This window comes from Dermabacter sp. HSID17554 (assembly GCF_003989295.1).
GTDB classification, from domain to species: Bacteria; Actinomycetota; Actinomycetes; order Actinomycetales; family Dermabacteraceae; genus Dermabacter; species Dermabacter vaginalis.
The window spans coordinates 497,503-519,716 of sequence record NZ_RBLW01000001.1 but is presented as its reverse complement, the minus strand read 5'-3'; the positions used below and the strand labels follow the sequence as shown (position 1 = coordinate 519,716).

The 22,214-nt window shown below is 64.0% G+C and carries 18 protein-coding genes and 2 tRNA genes; 7 read left to right on the top strand and 13 right to left on the bottom strand.

Going from position 1 to position 22,214, the window contains the following annotated elements; translation table 11 throughout:
- The first annotated feature begins 12 nt into the window (after positions 1-12).
- Positions 13-978, top strand: coding sequence for a LacI family DNA-binding transcriptional regulator (locus D8M36_RS02370; protein WP_161970185.1), 966 nt, complete (start codon positions 13-15; stop codon positions 976-978).
- Between the two features lie 584 nt (positions 979-1,562).
- Here the strand turns inward: D8M36_RS02370 and D8M36_RS02360 are convergent.
- Positions 1,563-1,635, bottom strand: a tRNA-Arg gene (locus D8M36_RS02360).
- Positions 1,636-1,820: 185 nt separating this feature from the next.
- Here D8M36_RS02360 and D8M36_RS02355 point away from each other — a divergent pair.
- The gene (locus tag D8M36_RS02355) at positions 1,821-2,372 is read left to right on the top strand and encodes a single-stranded DNA-binding protein (protein WP_126846417.1); all 552 of its coding nucleotides are present in this window, start codon (positions 1,821-1,823) and stop codon (positions 2,370-2,372) included.
- Between the two features lie 75 nt (positions 2,373-2,447).
- On the opposite strand, the gene D8M36_RS02350 is transcribed toward D8M36_RS02355, so the two are convergent.
- Positions 2,448-2,990, bottom strand: a complete 543-nt coding sequence (locus D8M36_RS02350; RefSeq protein ID WP_126846415.1) for a hypothetical protein — start codon at positions 2,988-2,990, stop codon at positions 2,448-2,450.
- Positions 2,991-3,088: 98 nt separating this feature from the next.
- Here D8M36_RS02350 and D8M36_RS02345 point away from each other — a divergent pair, with 98 nt between their 5' ends.
- The 3 genes from D8M36_RS02345 (at position 3,089) to D8M36_RS02335 (ending at position 8,354) form a co-directional block, all read left to right on the top strand.
- Positions 3,089-6,169 carry a UPF0182 family membrane protein gene (locus D8M36_RS02345; RefSeq protein WP_126846413.1) on the top strand — a complete coding sequence of 1,027 codons (3,081 nt, stop codon included), beginning with the start codon at positions 3,089-3,091 and terminating at the stop codon, positions 6,167-6,169.
- 104 nt (positions 6,170-6,273) lie between these two features.
- Positions 6,274-6,347: transfer RNA gene (locus tag D8M36_RS02340), tRNA-Met, on the top strand.
- Positions 6,348-6,698: 351 nt separating this feature from the next.
- Complete coding sequence (locus D8M36_RS02335) at positions 6,699-8,354, top strand: polysaccharide deacetylase family protein (protein WP_126846411.1); 1,656 nt, start codon at positions 6,699-6,701, stop codon at positions 8,352-8,354.
- A gap of 3 nt (positions 8,355-8,357) precedes the next feature.
- On the opposite strand, the gene D8M36_RS02330 is transcribed toward D8M36_RS02335, so the two are convergent.
- The 6 genes from D8M36_RS02330 to D8M36_RS02305 form a co-directional block, all read right to left on the bottom strand.
- Positions 8,358-9,125 (bottom strand): C2 family cysteine protease, encoded by a 768-nt coding sequence (locus D8M36_RS02330; RefSeq protein ID WP_126846409.1) that lies wholly within the window; start codon positions 9,123-9,125, stop codon positions 8,358-8,360.
- A gap of 97 nt (positions 9,126-9,222) precedes the next feature.
- Complete coding sequence (locus D8M36_RS02325) at positions 9,223-10,443, bottom strand: pyrophosphate--fructose-6-phosphate 1-phosphotransferase (RefSeq protein WP_126846407.1); 1,221 nt, start codon at positions 10,441-10,443, stop codon at positions 9,223-9,225.
- Between the two features lie 98 nt (positions 10,444-10,541).
- Positions 10,542-11,333, bottom strand: coding sequence for an inositol monophosphatase family protein (locus D8M36_RS02320; protein WP_126846405.1), 792 nt, complete (start codon positions 11,331-11,333; stop codon positions 10,542-10,544).
- A gap of 29 nt (positions 11,334-11,362) precedes the next feature.
- Positions 11,363-12,424 (bottom strand): ribosome small subunit-dependent GTPase A, encoded by a 1,062-nt coding sequence (gene rsgA / locus D8M36_RS02315; protein ID WP_126846403.1) that lies wholly within the window; start codon positions 12,422-12,424, stop codon positions 11,363-11,365.
- Positions 12,418-13,755 (bottom strand): 3-phosphoshikimate 1-carboxyvinyltransferase, encoded by a 1,338-nt coding sequence (aroA, locus tag D8M36_RS02310; RefSeq protein WP_126846401.1) that lies wholly within the window; start codon positions 13,753-13,755, stop codon positions 12,418-12,420. Before aroA ends, rsgA begins: the two co-directional genes overlap by 7 nt.
- A 14-nt stretch (positions 13,756-13,769) precedes the next feature.
- A complete protein-coding gene (locus tag D8M36_RS02305; RefSeq protein WP_126846399.1) occupies positions 13,770-14,339 on the bottom strand; it encodes a hypothetical protein in 570 nt (189 codons plus the stop codon).
- Between the two features lie 99 nt (positions 14,340-14,438).
- Between D8M36_RS02305 and D8M36_RS02300 the strand changes: the two genes are divergently transcribed.
- On the top strand, positions 14,439-15,134 hold the full coding sequence (locus tag D8M36_RS02300) for a sigma-70 family RNA polymerase sigma factor (RefSeq protein WP_126846397.1): 696 nt from the start codon (positions 14,439-14,441) through the stop codon (positions 15,132-15,134).
- A gap of 99 nt (positions 15,135-15,233) precedes the next feature.
- The gene (locus D8M36_RS02295; RefSeq protein WP_126846395.1) at positions 15,234-15,560 is read left to right on the top strand and encodes an anti-sigma factor family protein; all 327 of its coding nucleotides are present in this window, start codon (positions 15,234-15,236) and stop codon (positions 15,558-15,560) included.
- Between the two features lie 109 nt (positions 15,561-15,669).
- On the opposite strand, the gene D8M36_RS10450 is transcribed toward D8M36_RS02295, so the two are convergent.
- The 5 genes from D8M36_RS10450 to D8M36_RS02275 form a co-directional block, all read right to left on the bottom strand.
- Complete coding sequence (locus D8M36_RS10450; protein ID WP_371327113.1) at positions 15,670-15,744, bottom strand: 50S ribosomal protein bL37; 75 nt, start codon at positions 15,742-15,744, stop codon at positions 15,670-15,672.
- 138 nt (positions 15,745-15,882) lie between these two features.
- A complete protein-coding gene (locus D8M36_RS02290; protein ID WP_126846393.1) occupies positions 15,883-16,515 on the bottom strand; it encodes a GDSL-type esterase/lipase family protein in 633 nt (210 codons plus the stop codon).
- Positions 16,516-16,621: 106 nt separating this feature from the next.
- Positions 16,622-20,350, bottom strand: coding sequence for a multifunctional oxoglutarate decarboxylase/oxoglutarate dehydrogenase thiamine pyrophosphate-binding subunit/dihydrolipoyllysine-residue succinyltransferase subunit (locus D8M36_RS02285; protein WP_126846391.1), 3,729 nt, complete (start codon positions 20,348-20,350; stop codon positions 16,622-16,624).
- A 44-nt stretch (positions 20,351-20,394) separates the two neighbouring features.
- Positions 20,395-21,471 carry a HAMP domain-containing sensor histidine kinase gene (locus D8M36_RS02280; protein ID WP_126846389.1) on the bottom strand — a complete coding sequence of 359 codons (1,077 nt, stop codon included), beginning with the start codon at positions 21,469-21,471 and terminating at the stop codon, positions 20,395-20,397.
- Positions 21,468-22,205, bottom strand: a complete 738-nt coding sequence (locus D8M36_RS02275) for a response regulator transcription factor (RefSeq protein ID WP_153246495.1) — start codon at positions 22,203-22,205, stop codon at positions 21,468-21,470. Before D8M36_RS02275 ends, D8M36_RS02280 begins: the two co-directional genes overlap by 4 nt.
- Between the last annotated feature and the right edge of the window lie 9 nt (positions 22,206-22,214).

The following is a 22,214-nucleotide window of genomic DNA, read 5'->3' as shown; positions in this document are numbered from 1 at the left end:
TCCGCAACCGGCGTGTCCACGGCAACCGTGAGCTACGTCCTTAACGACAAGCCCGGTCAGAGTATCCCGGAACACACGCGCGAACGCGTGCGTGCCGCCGCCGCCGAGCTCGGCTACGTCCGATCGGGTGCCGCCCGCGCGCTCGCCCGGGGACGCAGCGACTTCGTGCTGCTCGTCGTCCCCGACGTCCCGGTGGGCCCCGTCCTCGTCGGACTGCTCGAGCGACTGACCACGGCCTGTTCACGCGCCGGCCTGCACCTGCTCGCCAAGCTCTCGTTCGCAGGTGACGACCTCGGTGCTCTCTGCCGGGAGCTGCTGCCGGCCGCCGTCATCGTCCTCGTCGACCTCGACCCCGAGCGCATCGACCCGATCCGTGAGCTACGGATCCCCGTGGCGCGGTGGACGGTCTCGTACTCATCGGCACGGGACGCCGACGGAGTCCACGATGTGCCCGTTCCGACTGCGGCGGTCGGACGCGCCCAGGCCGAGGCGATGGTGGCCGCCGGACGTCAGCGGCTCGCGTACGCGCTCCCGGCGGACCCTCGCCTCACCGGCCTGGCCGAGGGGCGCCTCTCCGGGGTGACGGCCGTCTGCCGCGAGCTGGCGCTGCCCGATCCCCTGATCCTGGGGTCCCCGAGTGGCGCGGTATCGACGGCGGAGCTCCGCTCGTGCGTCGAGGCCGGTGTCACCGGGGTGTGCGCCCACAACGACGACGTCGCTCTGGCCGTGCTCACTGCTGCCCGGGCCGCCGGCATCGAGGTGCCTGCACGGCTCGCGGTCATCGGCGTCGACAACATCCCCGCCGGGCGACTCGCACAACCGGAGCTCGCGACGATCTCCTTCGACCTCGACGTGATCTGCGCCCGCCTCATGCTCGCCGTCACGAAGAGCCTCGGCAGCACCCTCGCCGGAGCACCCGGACCTGCGTCAGAGCTGAGACTGCACCCGCGGGCAAGTCTGGGTGACGGCGGCGGCTGATCCACGCCGACGGCCCCGCGGTGCTCGGCGGACCCGCTACGCCTGATCTCCGTCGATCCGGCCTCCGGGCTCATCCTGCCGAGTACGCCGCCGCGTGGAACGGAGGTTTACGGGAACGGGGTACCTCACCATGTCGACAACGCGTTCACGGCGGAGCAGGAAGTCGCTCTGCGACAGTTTCTTGCGACCGACGAGCGCCAGAACGATCCTCGACCAGCGTCAGGCTCAGCGGCCGGAGGGCCCTGAGGCTGTGGGGTCGTGGCTGGTCGTCACTTCGCCCCGCGGGATGCTGCCCGATCCGGACAACATGGCGTCTGCAGTGCGGAGATCGCTTGAGCGCGCTGGGACGGTTCATACACTCCGGCGAACCGTAGAAAACCGTCTGATCAGCGCTGGGACAGATCCTCGCCTGATTGAACCTGTGATGGGGCACACGAGCGTCATCGCGCACAAGGCGTACTGGTACCGAGGCCTCGACCCAGCTGGAGCGCTTGACGGAGTCGAGGGGAACGCGCACACGCAAGCGGAGTAAACCTGCCGTTTCGACGTCGTCGCAGAGCATTCCCGGCATTATGTCTGGTCAGCGCCCCCAGCAGGACTCGAACCTGCAACCTACGGATTAGAAGGCCGTTGCTCTATCCATTGAGCTATGGAGGCATGCCGCGTGGGCGGATCCAGTGTACCGGGAGCGGGCAGTGGAGCCGAATGCGCGGTGACTCTCCCTCCACAGTGCCGCCCTCTCCACACGGATCGAAGGGGCCCTTTCCGAGGGTGTGAACGAAGGGCATGCTCGTGGGTGAGCGCCGCAGCGGGCGGCGAACGATCCCAAGGGGGGAACTTCAATGAACGCAATCATGACAACGATCCAGGGCAACGCGACCGCGGATGCCACGATCTTCAAGTTTGATGGTGGCGGCTGCCGCACGTCGGTGACCGTTGCCGTGAATGATCGGTACTACGACGTGCAGGCGAAGGAATGGAAAGAGCGCAAGCCTGAATACGTGCGCGTGCAGGTGCGGCGCGAATCGCTTGCGAACAACGTTGTGCTATCGGTGAAGCGCGGCCAGCCGCTCCTGTGCACGGGCCGTCTCGTGACGCAGACGTGGGAGGACCGCGACGGCAATACTCGCACGGAGCTGCTTTTGCATGCCGATCACGTCGCCATCGATCTCACCTACGGAACCGCCCAGTACGCCAAGAGCGCGCCATCGTGGGTGGATGAAAACACCGGTGAGGTGCGCACCACGTCTCCCGATGTCGGGGGTGAGGCTGCTGAGAGTGGGTCGAATGAAGCTGCGCACGCTCAACTCGAGAATCACGAAGGAGTCAAGGGGGAGTTGAGCGAGAGCGATCTCGAGGAGCTCACCGAGGTGGCAGAACCCAGCTACGCCTGAACGCGGTGGGGGTGTCGGCTTCCGCACGTGCGCCATGCGGGCGTGCGGGGTCCGACGCTTGCCTGCTTCACACGTTTACTCGGTTTGCATATCGGCGCTCGCACCAGGTGAGTCGATGCCGAGACTCGCACAGAGGGAAGCGACGAGCTCGGGGATGAGATCCCGGCCAACGCGAAGTTCTTCGCCCTCCCGAGCAACGGCGCTGAAGGTTTCGCCCGTGGTCAAGGCGCCTGCGGCGACGAACACGGGTGCGGGTGCCGTGCCGGGGGAGCCATCGATCGCGCCGCGGATGCGGGCCTGAACGTAGCCTCCTTCGCAGCCTTCGGGCCACAGGGCATTGCGGAGCTCATCGGCGACGTCGGCGTGCTGGGTGCCGGTCTCGATGCTCGTGAGATGATGCGGGTCGCCGCTCGCGCGGTCGAGCGTTTCCTTGGGGAGGAGGCTCGAGAGCTCCGGGCGCTCGTCGAGAAGAGCCTCGGTCGTGAACAGGGCGAAGCGCGCAATGTGCTCGGGGGCAGGGGAGTCGTTCTCACGCGTGTGACGCACGAGTTCGAGGACCGCGGCGGCGAGCGCCCCTTCGGTTTCGCTGAGGTTGAGGTCTCGCGTTTCTGAATGCACGGCGCTGGCTCCTTACTGGGACAATAGTGACACTTGCCTCAAGATGGGGTGAGTACTCATCCCACGATAGTTCCCCACGATGTGAGTCGAGGTCGCCGTTGAGTTTCACGAATCCTTTCCCCGGTGCTGCCCAGCCGAGTCCCAAGCCCGCGGGGCCCACGAATGAGAAGGGCGCGAAGAAGGTTTCGCCTCTCACGATCACGATCGTCGTGATCGTGGCGCTCATCGTGGTGTTTGCGTGGTTTGCCGAGGTGGCAACGAGCTATATGTGGTTCGATCAGCTGGGCTTTAATGGCTTTCTCGTAAAGAAATGGGTCACGCAGGGGCTCCTGTTCCTTGCAGGGCTCGTGGCTGTAGCCGTGCCGATTTTCGTATGCCTGTGGGCGAGTCACAAATATCGACCGCAGGTCATGCCCCTCACGCGCGAAGACATCGCGATCGCGGGTTTTCGCGATGCTGTTGAACCGCTTCGGAAGATCATCACGATCGCCGCGCCCGTCGTTCTTGGCATTTTTGGAGGCCTCACGCTTTCGCGTCAGTGGCAAGAGATCCTCCTCATGCTCAACCAGGAGCCGTTCGGCAAAACCGATCCGGTGTTCCACAACGACATCGCGTTCTACGTGTTCACGCTTCCGGTGATTGAAACGGCGCTCGGGCTCGTGAATTTCGTGATCCTTGCGAGCGCGTTCGCGGCAGTACTCGGCCACTTCATTTACGGCGGTATTGAGTGGGATCAGAAGAAAGGGCTCAACCTCACTCGTGCGGCGCGCACTCACGTGGGTGTCATCGCGATGGCCTACATGCTCGTACTCGCGGCGCAACACTGGTTTGAACGCTACGCGACCCTCACCGCCTCGCACGAAAAATTCGATGGCGCGGCCTACACCGACGTGCACGCGCTCATCCCCGGTAAGACCATCCTCGCGATCTCCGCGATCATCGTTGCGCTGGTGTTGCTTGCGTGGATCCTCAAGGGCAATTGGAAGCTGCCGGCCGCCGCGGCGGGACTTATTGTTCTCTCCACGGTCGCCGTTGGAATGGTGTACCCCTACCTCATCCAGACCTTCCAGGTGGAGCCCAACGAACGTAACCTCGAAAAGCCATTCATTGAAGAGAACATGGCGGCCACCCGTGCCGCATACGGCCTCGAAGAAGTCAATGAAGTCTCGTACCGTGCGAAGTCCGCAGCAACCTCGGGGCAGTTGCGTGAGGACGCCGCAACCACGGCGCAGATCCGCCTTCTCGATCCCGCGGTAGTTTCGCCGACCTTCGGTCAGCGCGAAGCGAACCGCCGCTACTGGGGTTTTGAAAACACTTTGAGCGTGGATCGTTACGACATCGATGGGCAAAAGCAAGACACCGTGATCGGCGTGCGCGAGCTTCGGCCCGATAAGCTCGAGCTCTCCTCGCAGTCGTGGGTCAACCAGCACGTCGTGTACACACACGGCTTCGGCGTAGCTGCTGCCTACGGCAACCAGCGCCGTCCTGATGGTGAGCCCGCCTTCTTCCAGTCCGGCGTGCCGGGCTCGGGCAAGCTCGGTGAGTTCCAGGAGCGCGTGTACTTCGGGCGCCACTCGCCGAGCTACTCGATCGTGGGTGCCCCAGAGGGTGCCGACCCGCAAGAGTTCGACTACCAGTCCGGAACGGACGGCGACGATCAGGGCCGTCAGGTGTCCAACACCTACACGGGCAACGGTGGCCCGAGCGTCGGCAACTTCTTCAATCGCATGCTGTTCGCGATTAAATTCCGCGAGTTCAACATTCTGATCTCGAGCTACGTGAACGAGGAGTCGCAGATTCTTTACGATCGCGATCCGCAGCAGCGAGTGAAAACCGTCGCGCCGTTCCTCTCCCTCGACACCGAGATGTATCCGGCGGTCGTGGATGGCAAGCTGAAGTGGGTCATCGATGCCTACACCACGAGCGACCGCTACCCGTACGCGCAAGCGACGAACTTCGATCAAGTCGTCACCGATTCGAAGGTCAATGGTGCGGATACCGCGGGTCTGCGCGAGCGCCGCGTGAACTATGTGCGCAATTCCGTGAAAGCCACCGTCGATGCCTTTGATGGCAGCGTGACGCTGTATGCGTGGGACACGGAGGACCCGATTCTCCAAGCGTGGGAGAGTGCCTTCCCGAATTCCGTGAAGCCCTCGAGCGAAATCTCGGGAGACCTCATGAGCCATCTGCGCTACCCGGCGGATTACTTCAAGGTGCAGCGGTCGATTCTTGGCAAGTACCACATCGATAAGGCTGAAGACTTTTACGTGGGCCAGGACTTCTGGCAAACCACTCCGGACCCCACTCAGGCGCGTGACGATGAGAGCGGCTCCGCACCGCTACAGGCTCCGCACTACCTCACGATGCAGATGCCTGACGAAAGCGAACCTCAGTTCACGCTTTCCTCGAGCTATATCCCGGAATCCGGTCAGGACGTTCTCACAGGTCTGCTTGCCGTGAACTCTGAAACAGGAGCGAAAGAGGGCAACCCCGCGAAGGACTACGGCAAACTCACGCTCCTTGTGCTCCCGAGTTCGAATCCCGTGAGCGCGCCTAGGCAGGTGCAAAACACCTTTAACTCGAACCCGCAGGTCTCCAACGAACTTAACCTGCTACGCCAGGGCAATTCGAAGGTCATCAACGGCAACCTTCTCACGCTCCCGGTTGGCGGCGGTTTGCTGTACGTGCAGCCTGTCTATGTGATGAGCTCGAGCTCGGGCGGCGGCACGTCCTATCCACTCCTGCGCAAGGTTCTCGTGAGCTTTGGCGACAAGGTGGGGTATGCCGACACGCTCGATGAGGCTCTCGACGCTGTTTTCGGTGGCGACTCGGGTGCGAGTGCGGGCGACGCCGAGGTTCCCACGACCGGTGAAGCCAAAGCCGTTGAGGATGCGGTCTCGGATCCTCATGCCGGTGGGGACGCCGGTGGTGATCCCCAACCTCAGCCGAGTGAGAAGCCTAGTGAATCTCCAGCGCCGCCGACGCCCGAAGGCGGTTCGGGCGATCCCAGAGCCGATCTCGATGCCGCGCTCAAGGATCTTGATGCGGCGTGGAACGATGCCGAGAAGGCACGCGCCGAGGGTGACTGGGCGAAGTACGGCGAAGCGCAAGAGCGCCTGAAGGACGCCATCGAGCGTGCAGATGCCGCTAATTCGCAGCTTGCCGGAGGTGGCAATTAGCGAAGGAACGGGAGTGTGAACGGGGCGTGAACGTGAACTACGAAACGTTTCGGCGCTGAAAACTAGACTCCTCGGGGGAGGCCTACTAAGTTAGAGATCACCGACGCGGGGTGGAGCAGTTCGGTAGCTCGCCGGGCTCATAACCCGGAGGTCGTAGGTTCAAATCCTGCCCCCGCTACGAGTAGCGGCCCTCATGAGTATCAAGCTCATGGGGGCCGCTTTTTCATGCCCACTCACTCACTCAGGGTGGAGAAAAACGACATGCCAGACCTCAAGGCGGCTTTCCTGCTCTATTTTGTCCACCTTTTGTCCACCCTGAAACCGGATGAGGGCGTCCGGTAGGGGGGCAGTTGCGAGTAGCGGTTCCGGGAACACTCCGGGGCGAGATCTCCCGTGGAAGTGAGGTGGCGTGAGGAGCTGAGGAGTACACTCATGAGCGGCGAGGACGCACGCACATGGCGTTATCCACCACGCCGAGCGCGCGGTTCCTTGCTAACCCACTGTCGCTTGTGAAGGAAAGAAAAGAATCGTGTCGTCGGTTTTTCGTACTCGTCCCATCCGCCGCCGCACCGCCCTCGTTGGCCTTTCGGCCGGTGCAGTCGCCGGCCTGGCCGCTTGCTCGAACTCGGGTGATGGCAAGAACAACGGCAAGGCCTCGGGTAAAGGCGGTCACGCACAGTCGTCGAGCGCACCTTCCGAGAAGTCTTCCGAGTGGACGAGTGCAGAGGCGTCCCTCATTGACATGACCGAGGCGACACTCAATCCCGAGGCCGAAGGCAAAACTGTCACGACCCCGCGCTTCGCAAAAGCCCGCAACCTCACTCAAGCCACCGAGGTGGTGCGCAACCGACTTCTGCGTGAGGCGCACTGGGATGATACTGACAAGGTCGACATCAAGGCTTCGATCCTCGCAGCCGCGCAGAACGTGGTGGGGGTCGCGGTTCTTGGGAGCCTTGGCACTTCCGAAGCGAACGTGCCCTGCACGATCTGGTACGACGCTCGCAAGAAGCAGTCGTTCGCCCCGACCGCCCTTATCGAGGCCGCGAAGTGGGGGGACTTTGCGAAAGCCGTGCACGATGCGGCTGCTGAAGCGAAGCTTGACCCGAGTGCCGTGGACCACGCACTGATCGAGAAGAGTGCCCCCTACGGCAATGGCCCGGCAATGGCCTTTAACCCTGACGGAGAACTCGTGCTCGCGTTCCGAGCGGGTGCGGCGGGCAGCGATCCCGCACGGCTCGTCATTGACGCGGAGGCTTTCCTCTCCGATCTCGGTAAACTCGCGAAGGACGCGAGCGTGACCCCCGCCCAGTTCACGGGTGAGCCGAGCGAAGAGCTTGAGCACTTCACGCCTAAGCGCCATGTGGCAAAACCGATCGATTCGCCGAACCGACCGTCGGACGGTTCGGAAAACCAGAGTTCGGCGGCCTCGGATGGCGGCGGTGCCGACGCTACCCAGGGCCAAAGCGATTCCACCGAGGTTCCCGAGCCCACCCCCGGCGGGGCGGTGCGCCCGAGCACGGCGATTGGCTACGACGTGTTCCTCGAGCACTGCGTTGCTCTGACGTACGATGACGGCCCCGGCGCTCGCACTCCCGAGCTCCTTGACGTCTACAAGAAGGCGAAAGCGGCAACGACGTTCTTCGAAATGGGCAACAGCATCAAAGAGCACCGTAAGACGACTCTCATGGTTGCGGCAGCGGGCTTCGAGCTGGGCAACCACTCGGTCACTCACCCCGACCTCAAGCGCAAGTCGCGCGAGCGCGTGGAGAAGGAGGTCAACGAGAACTCTGATCTTCTCGCGGAGGTCACGGGCTTCGAGCCGCTTCTCTTCCGCCCGCCGTATGGCAGCCACAACGAAACCGTGGATGAAATTGTTGCCTCTCGCGGCATGGCGATCGTGCAGTGGGACGTCGACACTCTCGACTGGAAAACGAAGGACACCGCGAAAACCATCACCGCGGCTGTTGAGGGCGCCGAAAAGTACACCGAGCCGATCGCTCTCATGCACGACATCCACGATGCGACCGTGGATGCGGCAGAGCAGATCCTCAGCCAGCTCAATGACGCCGGCTACATTCCCGTGACGGTGAGCGAACTGACCCTGAACACGGGTGGCCTCGAGGCCGGACACGCCTACTGTTCCGGCACCGGCAAAAAGCAGAACGGCTTCAACTGTAAGGGCTAACCCCTACGAGCCTTCGCGTGAGCGCCCGAGTGGCTGGTCAAGCACGTCGACGGAGAGGAACGCGCGGCGGAACTCTCGTCTGTTGAGTGTGACCCAGGCACCCGGGCGCCACGGGTTACGCAGCACGATCTCGCCGATATCGGGCTTCGCACCCACAACCGCCATGACATGCATCGGCGGGATAGCCCCCGACTGTCGCCCGCGCGAGAGCGCGGGGGAAAACATGTGGGTGGAGGCGACGACGGGCCGCCTCTGCGCGAGAAGATCCTCGACCTCGCCGGGGGAGGGCAGTACGAGCCGAGTCGACGCACTCACGCCGGTCAGCGCGGGAAATCCCCATTTCGCAAACCCCCGCGCGATCCATGCATACGACCCGGAGAATTCCGCGGCGCATGCTTTCTCGAGGATGCCCGGCCAGCCGGGGCCACCTCCTTCCTCAGTCGCGTAGGCGAAGCGTCCGCGTTCGTTGACCGGAAAGCGCATATTCACGCTGCGCCACGCCGGGGCTCCTTCCACGAACACACGCGCGAGCGCTTTGGACGACCCGGGCTGGACCTTGATGGCATTCGCAAAAAACTCGGGATCGACCGAGTGAATCGCGAGCATCGGCGCCATGAGCCAGCAATCGCCCAGGGCGCCCTGGCGCGGCCGGCGCGAGAAATTCAGAACACCGCTCCACGCTTCATAGCGGTCGGCGCGCGGCCCGAGTGGCGGCTCTCCGCTCTCGCGAACGTGCGGCGGAAAAAGTGTACTCAGCGTGCGGCGAATCAAGCGTCGGACCCCTTTCACGGAAAAGAAAAGCCCGGGCAGGAACGCAAAGCGCGCATGCCCGGGCCATTCGGGCGACTCATGCCACCCGGCTAGTGCATCAGTGCTTCTCGGCCTTCACGAGCTTCTGGCCCGTGCGGTCAAGCACGCCCGCAAACCATTCCTGGTCCACGTCGAAGGCCTTGTGGCCAGCGATGCGCTCGAACTCGATCGCGCGAAGCTGGTTGCCCTTCTCTTCATCGTGGCCGATCACGCCGGTGCCGCCCTCGAGGGCGACCTGCACGGCGAGGTCAGTCATCGACTTGATAAGGCGCAGATCATCGGCGTTGGCCTTCGCCGAACGAGCGAAGTAGCCGGACTTTTGCACCATGACCTTCTCGGCACCGAGGCGCTCCGCGAACTGCTTTGCAAACCACTGGCCGGGGTTGATCTTGTCGAGCTTGACGTGGCCGAAGGGGTCGCGCTCGACCTCTTCGCCCTTCGCCTCGAGCTCGGCGATGATCTCGGGGATGCCGGCACCCTCGGAGAGGAAGATGTTGACGCAGCCGACTTCATCCATGACCTTCTTGAGGCGTTCCGCTTCGCCTTCGATGTCGAGAGCAAGCTCCGGAAGGAACACGGCGTGGACGTCCCAGCGGCGCTCGTCGTGGCCGATCGACGGCAGCCACTGCTGCTTTGAGTGCCAGTCCTGGTAGTAGCGCGCGGCCTCGGCGGTCAGGTAACCGCATGCGCGGCCCATGATCTCGTGGATGATGAGCATGCGCGGGTTTGAGCCGTTCTCCGCAATGACATTCTGCGCGAAGAGGGAGGTCTGTTCGGCGGCGGTGCGAGCGCCAAGCGACTGGCGGATCGGAACGATGTCGTTGTCGATCGTCTTCGGAAGGCCCACGACCTGGAGCGGGTAGTTGTGATCGGCGAGGTACTTCGCGAGGTCAGCGGCGGTCGTGTTCGTGTCGTCGCCGCCGATCGTGTGGAGAACATCCACGCCATCGGCCTTGAGCTTGTTCGCGGCGACCTCGAGGGCATTTTCGCCTTCCTTGATGAGGCCGCGCTCCACGAGATTCTTCGTGTTCGTGAGCTTCACGCGCGAGTTGCCAATCGGCGAGCCGCCGTAGTTGTGCAGGAGATGCGCGTTCTTGCGGGCCTCATCGTCGATCACGATTTTTTCGCCGGAGAGCAGGCCCCAGTAGCCGTGCTTGTAGGCGATGATCTCGATCTCAGGGTTCAGCTCGTTGTAACGCTCGATCAGGCCGCCAACAGCGGACGAGAGGCACGGGGCGTAGCCGCCCGCAGTCAGGAGAGCAACGCGCTTGACGCTCATGAGGGTCCTTCCCAGGTGGTGTGATGCGCAGCGAAAGTGCCGCGCGTTTGCGCCCCCATCCTATCGTTTTCTCCCTTGCGACACCCGTGAAGGCGCCCCTAGTGAGAGGGGTGCAAAGCCTCGAGGATGGCGCTGTGAAGCGGCCCGTTGCTCGCGATAGCGCTCGTTCCGTAGGGGCCATCGACACCCTCGAGATCGGTGAAGCGCCCGCCTGCTTCGTGCACGATCGGAACGAGTGCCGCCATGTCATGAAGTGTGAGCGAGGGCTCGAGTGCGACGTCGATCCCGCCCTCGGCGAGGAGCATGTAGCTCCAAAAGTCGCCGAAGCCTCGCGTGCGCTCGACTCGCTGGAGGAGGTTCACAAATTCGCGCAGTCGCCCTGCGCGCGCCCAGCCCTCGAGACTTCCGTAGGAGAGCATGGCCTGCTCGAGTCGCGAGGTGGAGGACACGTGGATGCGCTGGGCGGAGGAGAGGCGCGGGCCCGTGAAGGCTCCGGTTCCGACGGTGGCCCACCACCGTCGATTCAACGCGGGCGAGGAGACGACGCCCGCGACAACCTCGCCATCCTCTTCCAGGGCGATGAGCGTGGCCCAGACCGGGAGGCCACGCGCGAAGTTTGCAGTGCCGTCGATGGGGTCGATGATCCATTTGCGGTGGCTCTCGCCGTGCGAGCCGAACTCTTCGCCGATGACCTGATCGCGGCTGCGGGCGCGCGAGAGCTGCGCGCGAACGAGCTCTTCGGCGGCACGGTCAGCATCGGTCACGATCGTGTGGTCGTCTTTGCGCTCGCGTGTGAGGTCCTCAGCTTTGAAGCGCGACATCGTGAGTTGATCGACGGAGTCGGCGAGAACGTGGGCGAGCCGAATGTCGTCCTGGTGTGCCGCGGCCATGAGAGATTCTCCTTAGCTGGGGTGGGCTGTTAGAGGGCCCACGGATCGTTGGTGCGAAGTGTGTCGTTGAGGCGCCTGAAGCTCGCGAGCCTTGCGGGCCCGGCGCTTCCTGCGTGGCCGTCGGCAACGAGTGCGTCAAGCGCGCAGCCCTCGTCAGCCGAAGCGTGCGTGCAGCCGCGCGGGCACTCCTCCATGAGCGGTGCGAGATCCTCAAATGCCGATTCGAGTTCCTCGGGGCTTACATGCCCAAGGCCGAAGGAGCGCACGCCGGGTGTGTCGATCACCCAGCCGTTGCCTTCGGGCAGGCGCAGAGCGAGGGCTGAACTCGACGTGTGCCGCCCTCGGCCCGTGACCGCGTTGACGTGACCGGTTGCCCGTTCGGTTCCCGGAACGAGAGCGTTGATGAGCGTCGATTTTCCCACGCCTGAGTGGCCCACGAGCACGCTCAAGTGCCCGGAAAGACGCTCGCGAAGCGCCTCAATGCCGGCGATGGTGCCGTCGGAATTCATGTGCGTGGTGACGTGCTCAACGCCGAGCGGAGCGTACTTCTTGAGGAATCCGTGGGGATCGGCGAGATCGGCTTTTGTGAGGCACAGCAGGGGAGTGATCCCCGCGACGTACGCGGCCACGAGGCAGCGGTCGATCATGCCGCCGCGCGGTTCGGGGTGAGCGAGGGCCGTGACCATCACGAGGGTGTCGGCGTTTGCGACGAGGGGGCGCTCGGAAGCGTCGTCGTCATCGGCACTTCGGCGAAGGAAGCTCGTGCGATCCTCGACCTCGACGATGCGGGCAATCGTGTCGGTGCGCCCCGAAGTATCGCCCGTGAGGCGCACAAGGTCGCCAGGCACGATCGGTGTGCGAGCGAGGGCACGCGCACGCATCGCGGTCACGGGGCGCTCGTTCTCGGCGCCCTCGTCGGCGATCGTGCGCCAACGCCCACGATCGACTCCCACGACTCGCGCTGTGACCGCGTTCGTGTAGCTCGGGCGCTCTTTCGTGCGTGGCCGTGAGCCGCGACGGTTGGGGCGCGTGCGCACCGAGGATTCGTCAAAATCCTCGAAGTTGGAGAGATTTCCCGCGCGCCTCACCATGTGTTCCCCGCGGGGCGTCCCGTATGCAGCATCGAGGTCCACATTCCAACGAAATCGGGCAAGGTTTTGTTCGTCGTCTGGACGTTAACGACGCGCACTCCCGGGACCCGCAGGCCAATGATGGCACCGGAGGTCGCCATACGGTGGTCGTCGTAGGTCTCGAATACCGTTCCGGTGAGGGGGCCGGGAGTGATCTCGAGGAAATCTTCGCCCTCGTGCACGCTTGCGCCGAGCTTCGTGAGCTCCACGGCGAGCGCGTGGACGCGATCGGTTTCGTGCCCGCGTAGGTGCCCGATACCCCTGAGTCGGCTAGGAGAATCGGCGAGGGCGGCGAGGGCCGCGATCGTGGGGGTGAGTTCTCCGACGGCTGCCAGATCCACATCGATCCCACGAAGGGGCCCGGTACCCGAAAACTCGAGGTCGGAACCGACGCGCTCGACGTGCGCGCCCATGAGGGGGAGAATACGGCGGAATTCATCGCCTGGTTGTGTGGTGTGGTCGGGCCAATTCTCGATCGAGATCGTGCCGCCCGCCACGAGGGCCGCGGCAATGAAGGGGCCGGCGTTCGAGAGGTCGGGCTCCACCGTGACCGGAGCGGGGAGCTGAAGCTCGCCCGGCATGACGGTCCACTCGTGGTGGCCGCTCTCAATTTTGTGCTTCGCCTCGATGCCGCATTCGCGAAGGAGCGCGAGGGACATCTCGATGTGGGGGAGCGAGGGGAGGCGTTCACCGACGTGGCGAACGGTGAGGGGAGAAGCCGCGCGGACAGCTGCGAGGAGTAGTGCCGAGACGAACTGGCTCGAGCCGCTTGCGTCGATCGACACTGTTCCGCCTGGCAGGCCCGCGCCGCGCACGGTAAAGGGCAGGAAACCTTCTTCGCCGTGGCACGTCACTTCGACACCCTGCTGCCGAAGCGCGTCGATGAGCGCGGCCATAGGCCGCACGAGAGCGCCCTTATCGCCCGTGAACGTCACGGGGCGCCCAGTGAGGGCAGCGAGCGGCGGAACGAAGCGCATCACGGTTCCGGCGAGGCCGCAGTGCACCTCGATCGGCTCCAAGGCATCGTGGCCCTCGCCCCGAGTGTGCGGGAATGCAAGCGGCGTGACGGTGAGAGCCTCGTTCGTCGTGCTCACGCTTCCGCCAAGGGCGCCGAGCGCCTCGATCATGAGGTGGGAATCCCGCGAAGAAAGAGCCCCCACGAGTGCGGTGGACGTGCTCGCGAGAGAAGCGAGCACGAGCCACCGGTTCGTGAGGGACTTCGAGCCGGGGACGCTGACGTGGGCATCAATGGGCCCGTAGGCAACGGGCGCCGTCCACTGAACGTCAGACACAGAAAACCTCGAACTCAGGCAGCCTTCTTGATCTTCTTCGCGAGCGTGCGGTCGAGCTCGTCAAGGCTCTTCGAAGACTTCTTCTTGTTCTTCTTCGCCGCCTTTTCGAGTTCGCGCTGCTTTTCGGCGGCCGACTTCTGCGCGCGCTCAATGGCTTTATCAACGCGGTAGGCGAGCGAGGGCTTACCATCGGTGTCCACGACGGCGAGGAGAACGCCGCCGAGGAGGCCCAGGTCACCGGCAATGGCACGCAGTTCTTCGGTGCGCTCGGTACCCTTGAGCTCCCACACCCGCTTGCGGCCTGCGAGACCAACGGTGGTCGAGAGTAGGAGGGTCGCCGAGGCGAGGCGCGGCTTCTTGTTGAGCGCGAAGGCGGCGCCAGCAACGGCAGCGAGACCACCGGCGGCGCGAAGGATCGTTTCGGCATCCGTTGGGAGCGGGCTCTTCGAGACCTGCTCGTCGATGTCAGCGATCGTGACGGGAAGGGCATCGAGAACGCGATCCGGGCGGATAGCGGTTTGCACACCCTCGAAAATGAACGGTGCGGCGAGAAGGGGGCGTGCGATGCGGCGAACGAGGGACATGCTTTCCTCAGCTTCCTTTTTGAGGCCATGCGAATCGGAACACGCAAAGACTATCGCACCGCATGAAACTCCCACCTGAACAGCGTAGAGTCGAAAGTAATGAGCGAAAAAGAAGCGTTCCCCGCTCGGGGGAACCACGTGGAGGATGCGGTGGAGCGAGCCGAGCAAGGCGCCGCAGCGAATGTGGAGAGTACGCCGGATACGGCGCTCAGCCCTGAAGAGTTTGAACGTGAGGCGCTGAGCCACATCGATGCGCTTTATTCAGGCGCGCTGCGCCTTACGCGCCATCAGCACGATGCCGAGGATCTCGTGCAGGACACGTACGTGAGGGCCTTTCGCGCCTCCACGAGCTTCAAAGCGGGCACGAATATGCGTGCTTGGCTTTTCCGCATCATGCACAACGCCTTCATTTCGTCGTACCGCAAGGCGCAGCGCCGGCCCAAGGAATCCGGCGGGGAGCAAGTTGAGGATTGGCAACTGGCCCGCGCAGCCTCTCACGACAGCACGGGGCTTCGAAGCGCCGAAACGGAAGCTCTCGCTCTCCTTCCCGAGGGCGATATCCAAGACGCCCTCAACGACCTTCGCGAGGACTACCGCGAGGCGGTTTATCTCGCCGACGTTGAGGGGTTTTCCTACAAGGAAATCGCCGAGATTATGGGCACGCCGATTGGCACCGTGATGTCGCGCATCCACCGCGGGCGCGGGCTCTTGCGGGCCTCGCTCGAGCAGTATGCGCGCGAGCGCGGCTACTTGCGCGATGCGAGCGACGCCGATGGCGGGGATCAGAAAGCATGAGGGGAATAAAGCGTTCCTTAGGAGCGTTCAACTTCGTGGTGGGCGCCGTGAAGTTCGGCGTCGCGCCGACCGATCCGCGACCACAGAAAGGTGCCACTCGTGTGTGATCCAGCGCTTGAGCGACTCATGGCTCGGGTTGATCGCGCCCTCACGGGGCGGCTGAGTGACGCCGAAGCGGTCGAACTTGAAAGCCACCTTGGTGAATGCGCGGCGTGCGCGCGAGAGATCGAGCAGGCTCGCCTCGTGCGTCAGCTTCTGCGCTCCTCATGCTCGGGGCGGGCTTCCGAAGAGTTACGCGAGCGCGTTCGTGGCTCGGCACGCACCCTCACGTATCGCGAGGTGCGCGTGAGCTACGGCGCCAATGGGAGCGTGCGAAGCGAATCGATCGCCGTGACCCGCACGAGCGAGGGCCCTACGCGAACCTAGGGGAGAAACCCTTTCGGAGATCGCGCGAAAGAGCGACAAACACAGCGAAACGCCCGGCTGAATCATTCAGCCGGGCGTTTGTACGGAATTCGCGTGCCGAGCGCGTTGCTCAGGCGCTGGGGCGCTTACCGTGGTTCGCGCTGTTCTTCCTACGCGACTTGCGCTTGCGTCCGCGCTTGCTCATGGCACTCTCCTTTTCGTTCGGTTCGCGTGGCAATGCCCGCACCGAGGTGCAAAGGCAACCCCGGCATTCTCTCATACTTTGCGTGCGCGGTTGCGGGGCCCTCGTGGTGAGGGGATCAACATCACGCGCGTGGTGCCGCTACTGGACGGCGAGGAACGCCGAGAATTCGCCGTGCAGCACGAGCCACGTGATAAGCCCATAGCCCGTCTGCGAGGGCAGGTCACGCTCCGAACGCGCGACGTCAGCGAGGTACTGATCGTGGTGGGCGAGCGCCGCCGCCGGGTCAACGTAAGGGATGCGGCGTCGTGCACACACGTCGTGGAAGGCATGCGAGAGTTCGATGATTGCGTCGGTGCGGGCGCGATCCCTCGAAGGGGCGGGCCCCACGACGAACGCGGGAATCCTGAGGTGCCCGAGGCCGTCGAGCACGGTCGCGAGGTTGAGGCGCGAGCGCGCAATGCTGATCCCGGCATCGAGATCGGCGCGGCCCAGGGCGAGCACCACGCGGTGCTGCGTGTCGTCAATGTCGCCCGTGTTGTGCGTGTCAAGCAGGCGCGTCACGTCATTTTCCCAGCGCCGTGCGAGCGCCGCGGTGGTCTCACCCGGGATCGCAACGGCGTAGGAGTCCACGAGGTCACCCGAGCCATTGTGTTGCGCGAGGGCGCGAGTAAACCATCCCATCGCGCGCTGGTCGCCGGCGCCGGCAAGCATTTCGTCGCCGAGGGCAATCACGCGAACGCGCGGCTTGGTGGGGGCGGGGGAAGAAGTCACGTGCGTTTCCTTCGGTTGGCGTCGATGGCGGTTCTGGCGGTTCAAGGGGGGGTTCCGACGCTTGCCTACGCCTTGTGTGCGGCGCTTGGCTCGCGCGGTTTTCCCGTTACCTCTCGAGTGTGTCCTTGGAGAAGGCGCGCTCGAGAAGTTCGCGTTGCTCTGCGATGTGTCTTTTCATGGTACCCGCTGCGGGGCTCGCGGAGGCGGGGCGCGCGAGGACGTGGAGGCGGCAGGAGAGATCACGCGGGAGGTTCATCGCGAGATGGCCCCACGCGCCCTGGTTGAGGGGTTCTTCCTGCACCCACGTGAGCGGTGCGTCGCCGAACGGCGCAAGCGCGTCGCGCAGGGCGTCGCTGGGAAGGGGAGAGAGCTGCTCGAGGCGAACGATCGCCGTTTCTTCATCGCCGCGACTGTGTCGCTCCTTTTCGAGCTCCCAGTAGATCTTTCCGGAGCATAGGAGCACGCGAGTGACACGCTCTGGAGTGCGGTGCTGATCGGGAATGACCGGCATGAATGTGCCGGAGAGGAACTCCTCTACGCTGCTCGCGGCGGCTCTATTGCGCAGCATCGATTTGGGTGTGAGCACGATGAGGGGGCGTTTGCGGGGTCGCTTCGCCTGGCGCCTCAGCAAGTGGAAGTAGTTCGCTGGCGTCGAGGGCGCGGCGATCCGCATATTGCTTTCGGCGCACAGTTGGAGGAGACGCTCGGGGCGTGCGGAACTGTGGTCAGGTCCCTGGCCTTCGAAGCCGTGGGGGAGGAGTAGGGTCACGCCTGAACGCTGGCCCCACTTTTGTTCGCTACTGGCGATGAACTCATCGATGATCGTTTGCGCGCCGTTCGCGAAATCGCCAAACTGCGCTTCCCACAAGACGAGGGAGTCGAGCGCTTCCACCGAGTAGCCGTATTCGAAGCCTAGGGCCGCGAACTCGCTGAGCGACGAATCGAACACGCTGAAGGTTGCCTGGTGGCGGTCGAGATGTTGGAGAGGGGTCCACGTGTCCTGAGTTTTGCCGTCGATGAACACGGCGTGGCGTTGCGTGAAGGTTCCGCGCCGGGAGTCCTGACCGGCGAGGCGCACGGGGCGGCCCTCAACGAGGAGCGAGCCAAACGCGAGAATTTCACCGAAACCCCAGTCGATGCCGCCCGTGCGGCTCATCGCGATGCGTCGCGTGGCGAGCTGCGCGATCTTGGGGTGCGGCGTGAAGTCATCCGGATAGGCGGCGTGCGCATCGGCGATCTTTTCCAGGATTTTGCGCTCTACGCCCGTGTCGAACGCGGCTGCTTCGTGAGACGGCTCGGTCGCTTGCTGTGAGTCGGGAAGCTCGAGGCCACGCACGCTCGCCCCGTGCACGTCGGCGCCCGCGCGCGAGCCGGCAAACGCATTCTCGAGGTGGGAGTGGAAGTTTTCGACGACCCCTTGGAGTTCGTCGTCGGAGAGGTCGCCCCGCTCGAGAAGGGTCTGCGTGAACAGATTGCGCACGCTCGGTTTGTTCTCGATGATCTTGTACATGAGCGGCTGCGTCATCGAGGGGTCATCGCCCTCGTTGTGCCCGCGGCGGCGGTAGCACACCATGTCGATCACGATGTCGCGGTGGAATCGCTGGCGATACGCAAACGCGATTTCGGCGGCGCGCACGACGGCCTCGGGATCATCGCCGTTCACGTGGAAGATCGGCAGCTGCGTGCCCTTCGCGATATCAGTCGAATAGAACGAGCTGCGTGAGGAAGCCGGCGAGGTGGTGAATCCGATTTGGTTGTTGACCACCACGTGAATCGTGCCGCCCGTGCGGTACCCGCGAAGCTCGGAAAGGTTGAGAGTTTCGGTCACGACACCCTGACCGGCAAACGCCGCATCGCCGTGCACGAGGATCGGAAGGATGGGGAAGTCGAGCGTGCGGTTCGTGGAGCGGTCTTGCTTCGCGCGCACGATCCCTTCGAGAACGGGGTTGACGGCTTCGAGGTGGCTCGGGTTCGCCGCGAGGTACACCTTTGTGCTGTGGCCATCCCACGATGTGAACGAACCTTCGGTGCCGAGGTGGTACTTCACGTCGCCCGAACCGAGTTCGTCGACGTCCTCGGTACCTTCAAACTCCTGGAAGATTTGGGCGTGGCTTTTGCCCGCGAGGTTTGCGAGCACGTTGAGGCGCCCGCGGTGGGACATGCCGATGCACACTTCATCCATTCCAGCGCGCGCGGCGCCCGACATGACCGTGTCGAGAAGCGGAATCATGGCCTCGCCGCCCTCGAGCGAGAAGCGCCGCTGGCCCACGTATTTCGTTTGGAGGAACTGCTCGAACGCCTCCGCGGCATTCAAACGATCCATGATGTGGGTGAGCTCTTGCTTGGTGAATGGATCGCGCGGGCGCTCGATTTGCGCCTGGAACCAGAGGCGCTCTTCGGGGTCGGTGAGATGCATGTACTCAACGCCCGTTGTGCGTGAATACGCATCGCGAAGTTTCTCGATGATCTCGCGCAAGGTCGCGCGTTCGGTTCCGCCGAAGCCGCGCGTGGGGAATGTGCGGTCGAGGTCCCACAGGGTAAGCCCATAGGTGGAAACGTCGAGATCCGGGTGCTTGCGCTGGCGGTACTGGAGGGGGTCGATGTCCGCGACGAGGTGCCCGCGCGTGCGATACGCGTGGATGAGGTCCATGACGTGCGCGAACTTTTCCTGATCGGAGTCCTTGAGCGGGTTGTCGGGAACCCACTGGATCGGCTCGTAGGGGACGCGCATCGAGGTGAAGATCCGCTCGTAGAAGCCGTCGAGCCCCATGAGCTTGTTGGCCATGACGCGCAGAAACTCGCCAGAGGTCGCACCCTGGATCACGCGGTGGTCGTACGTCGAGGTGAGCGTCATGACCTTCGAAACGGCGAGTTGGGCGAGGGTTTCAGGGCTTGCTCCCTGGAAGGCCGCGGGGTAATTCATCGCGCCCACGCCCACGATCACGCCTTGGCCCTTCATGAGGCGCGGAACCGAGTGCACGGTGCCGATCCCCCCGGGATTCGTGAGCGATACCGTCGTGTCCTCGAAGTCGGCGATCGTGAGCTTCCCGCTCCTCGCGCGTTTGACGATCTTGTCGTATTCGCGGCGGAACTGCCGGAAGGTGAGGCGCTGCGCGCCTTTGATATTGGGAACGACGAGGCCTCGGCGACCGTCGGCCCTGCGAATATCGATCGCGAGGCCGAAGTTGATGTCCTCGCGCGTGAGCAACGTGGGCTTGCCCTCTCGCGTTTCGAAGCCGTTGTTCATATCGGTGACTTCGCTGATGGCCTCGACCATGGCGTAGCCAATGAGGTGGGTGAAGCTCACCTTGCCGTCACGCATGCGGCGGAGGTGCCCGTTGATGACCTCGCGATTGTCGAACATGAGTTTGACGGGGATATCGCGCACGCTTGTCGCGGTAGGGATTGTGAGCGATTCGTCCATGTTTTTGACGATCGCGGCGGCGGGGCCGCGCATGCGGCTCGGCTCGGGTTCGGTGGGTTCGAATGGGGCAAGGGCGGGGAGTTCGGTGGTCGGGGTGCGGGGGCGGTCCGACGCTGACGAGATTCCGCTGTGGCTATGGGTGACCATCGAATCTTTCTCGCGCGAGCACCGCTCGGCAGGTTCGGCGACGGGGGCGGGAGGCTCGGGCTCTGCCTGCGCTTCAGTGTGTTCGGCATCGTGCGCATCTTCGCGCCTCGGTGCGTTCGCCGTTCGCGGGTGCGAAGAGAAGTAGGCGGCCCACGATGGATCGACGCTACCGGGGTCCTTCTCGAACTGCGCGCGTAGCTCGTCCACGAGCCACTGATTCGGCCCGAAGGAATCGCCCGATGCTTGTTCGTGGGCCTCGTGCACGGACCATCGCCTCTTTCACTGTGGGAGAATGTTTACGCCCAAGACTAACCGAGCGCGTGCTCGTCACGTTGGGGGGTGTTCGGGAGCAGAACGCGGATCGTCGAGCTCGGGTCCGCAGAATCGCGCCCCGGATGGTCGATCACCTCGATCGTTCCGCCATGAAGCTCCACGGCCCAGCGCGCGATCGCGAGGCCCAGGCCTGTGCCGCCGCTCTGATCGGGAGTTCCGCCGCGTTCGAAACGTTCGAAAACGGCTTCGCGATCTGCTTCGGCGATGCCGGGGCCCTGGTCACGCACCTCGATGGCGATCGAACCTGTGTTCTTGAACTCCCACGCGCGCACATAGATTGTGCCGCCGCTCGGCGAATGGCGCGAGGCGTTGTCGAGCAGGTTCGCGATGACTTGGTGAATGCGCGCGGGATCGGCGGTCACGCTTAACTCTTGCGGCTGAACGTCGATCACGAAGCGCACGTCACGCTCTTGCACACGTGCGGCAAGTTGGGCGCTGTCCACGGCTTCGTGAAGAAACGGCGTGAGGGCAATGCGCTCGCGCTCAATATCCACGACTCCGGCCTCGAGCCGTGAGAGGTCGAGGAGATGGGTGACGAGCCGCGTGAGGCGTTCAGTCTCGCTGAGCGCAATCTCGAGACTCTCGGGCGTCGCGGGGGTTACGCCGTCGACCATGTTTTCCAGCTGGCCGCGCAGAGCCGCGACTGGGGTACGCAGCTCGTGGGAGACGTTTGCCACGAGGTCGCGGCGGAGCTCATCCGTGCGGGCAAGCTCGGCGGACATCGTATTAAAGGCTGACGCGAGCTGCCCCACCTCGTCGCGAGATTTTGTGGTGACGCGCCTGCCGTAATCTCCGAGTGCCATGGCCTTCGCGGCGACGGTCATTTCTCTCAGGGGCCGCGTCATGCCCCGCGCGAGGATCTGTGTCACGACGAGAGCGGCGAGCACCGTGAGCGGGATGAAGAGCAGGGGATTGAGTCCCGCAGCTGAACCGGCCCAGCCAAGGAGTGCGGCGACGAGCACGGATACGGCAACGATGACGCCCAGTTTGACCTTGAACGAGCCAAAGCGCTGAAGGGGCGATAAGTCGAGGGCCTGCGTCGGAACCCTCACGCGAGCTCACCTTCCGGAACCTCAAGGGCATACCCCACCCCGTGGACGGTTCTCACGAGGTCGCTCCCGAGCTTCCGGCGAAGCGCCTTGACGTGGGAATCCACCGTGCGGGTGCCGGTCGCATCCACCCAATCCCACACGTCTTCGAGGAGTTGTTCGCGCGTGAGCACCGTTCCGGGCGCGAGCGCGAGACATACGAGAAGGTCGTATTCGGTGGGCGTGAGGTGTGCTTCGTTTCCGCCGCGTGCGACGCGTCGCGAGTCGCGGTCGATCACGAGGTCCCCGAGCTCAATCTTCGAGGGTGCGTCCGCCTCCGGTGTGGCGGCGTTTCGGCGCACGCGCCGCACGAGGGCCTTGAGGCGTGCCACGAGTTCGCGCATCGAGAAGGGCTTGGTCATGTAGTCATCTGCCCCCACGCCGAGTCCCACAAGCATGTCGGATTCCTCGTCACGGGCAGTGAGCATGAGTACCCCGAACTCGCCGAGGCCCCTCACGCGGCGGCACACCTCGAGTCCATCGAAACCGGGAAGCATGACATCGAGGACGACCGCATCGGGTTTAAAGTTCTCGATTGTCGCGACCCCCGAAGGGCCATCGTGGGCGATCGCGACGGTCCAGCCTTCGGCGCTCAAGCGGTCGCTGATCGTGCGCGCGATCGTGCGCTCATCTTCCACAACGACGATTCTGGCGTGCGATTCCGCGGCGTTCGCGGGTGTGGGTGAAGTGCTCATCATGATCTCAAC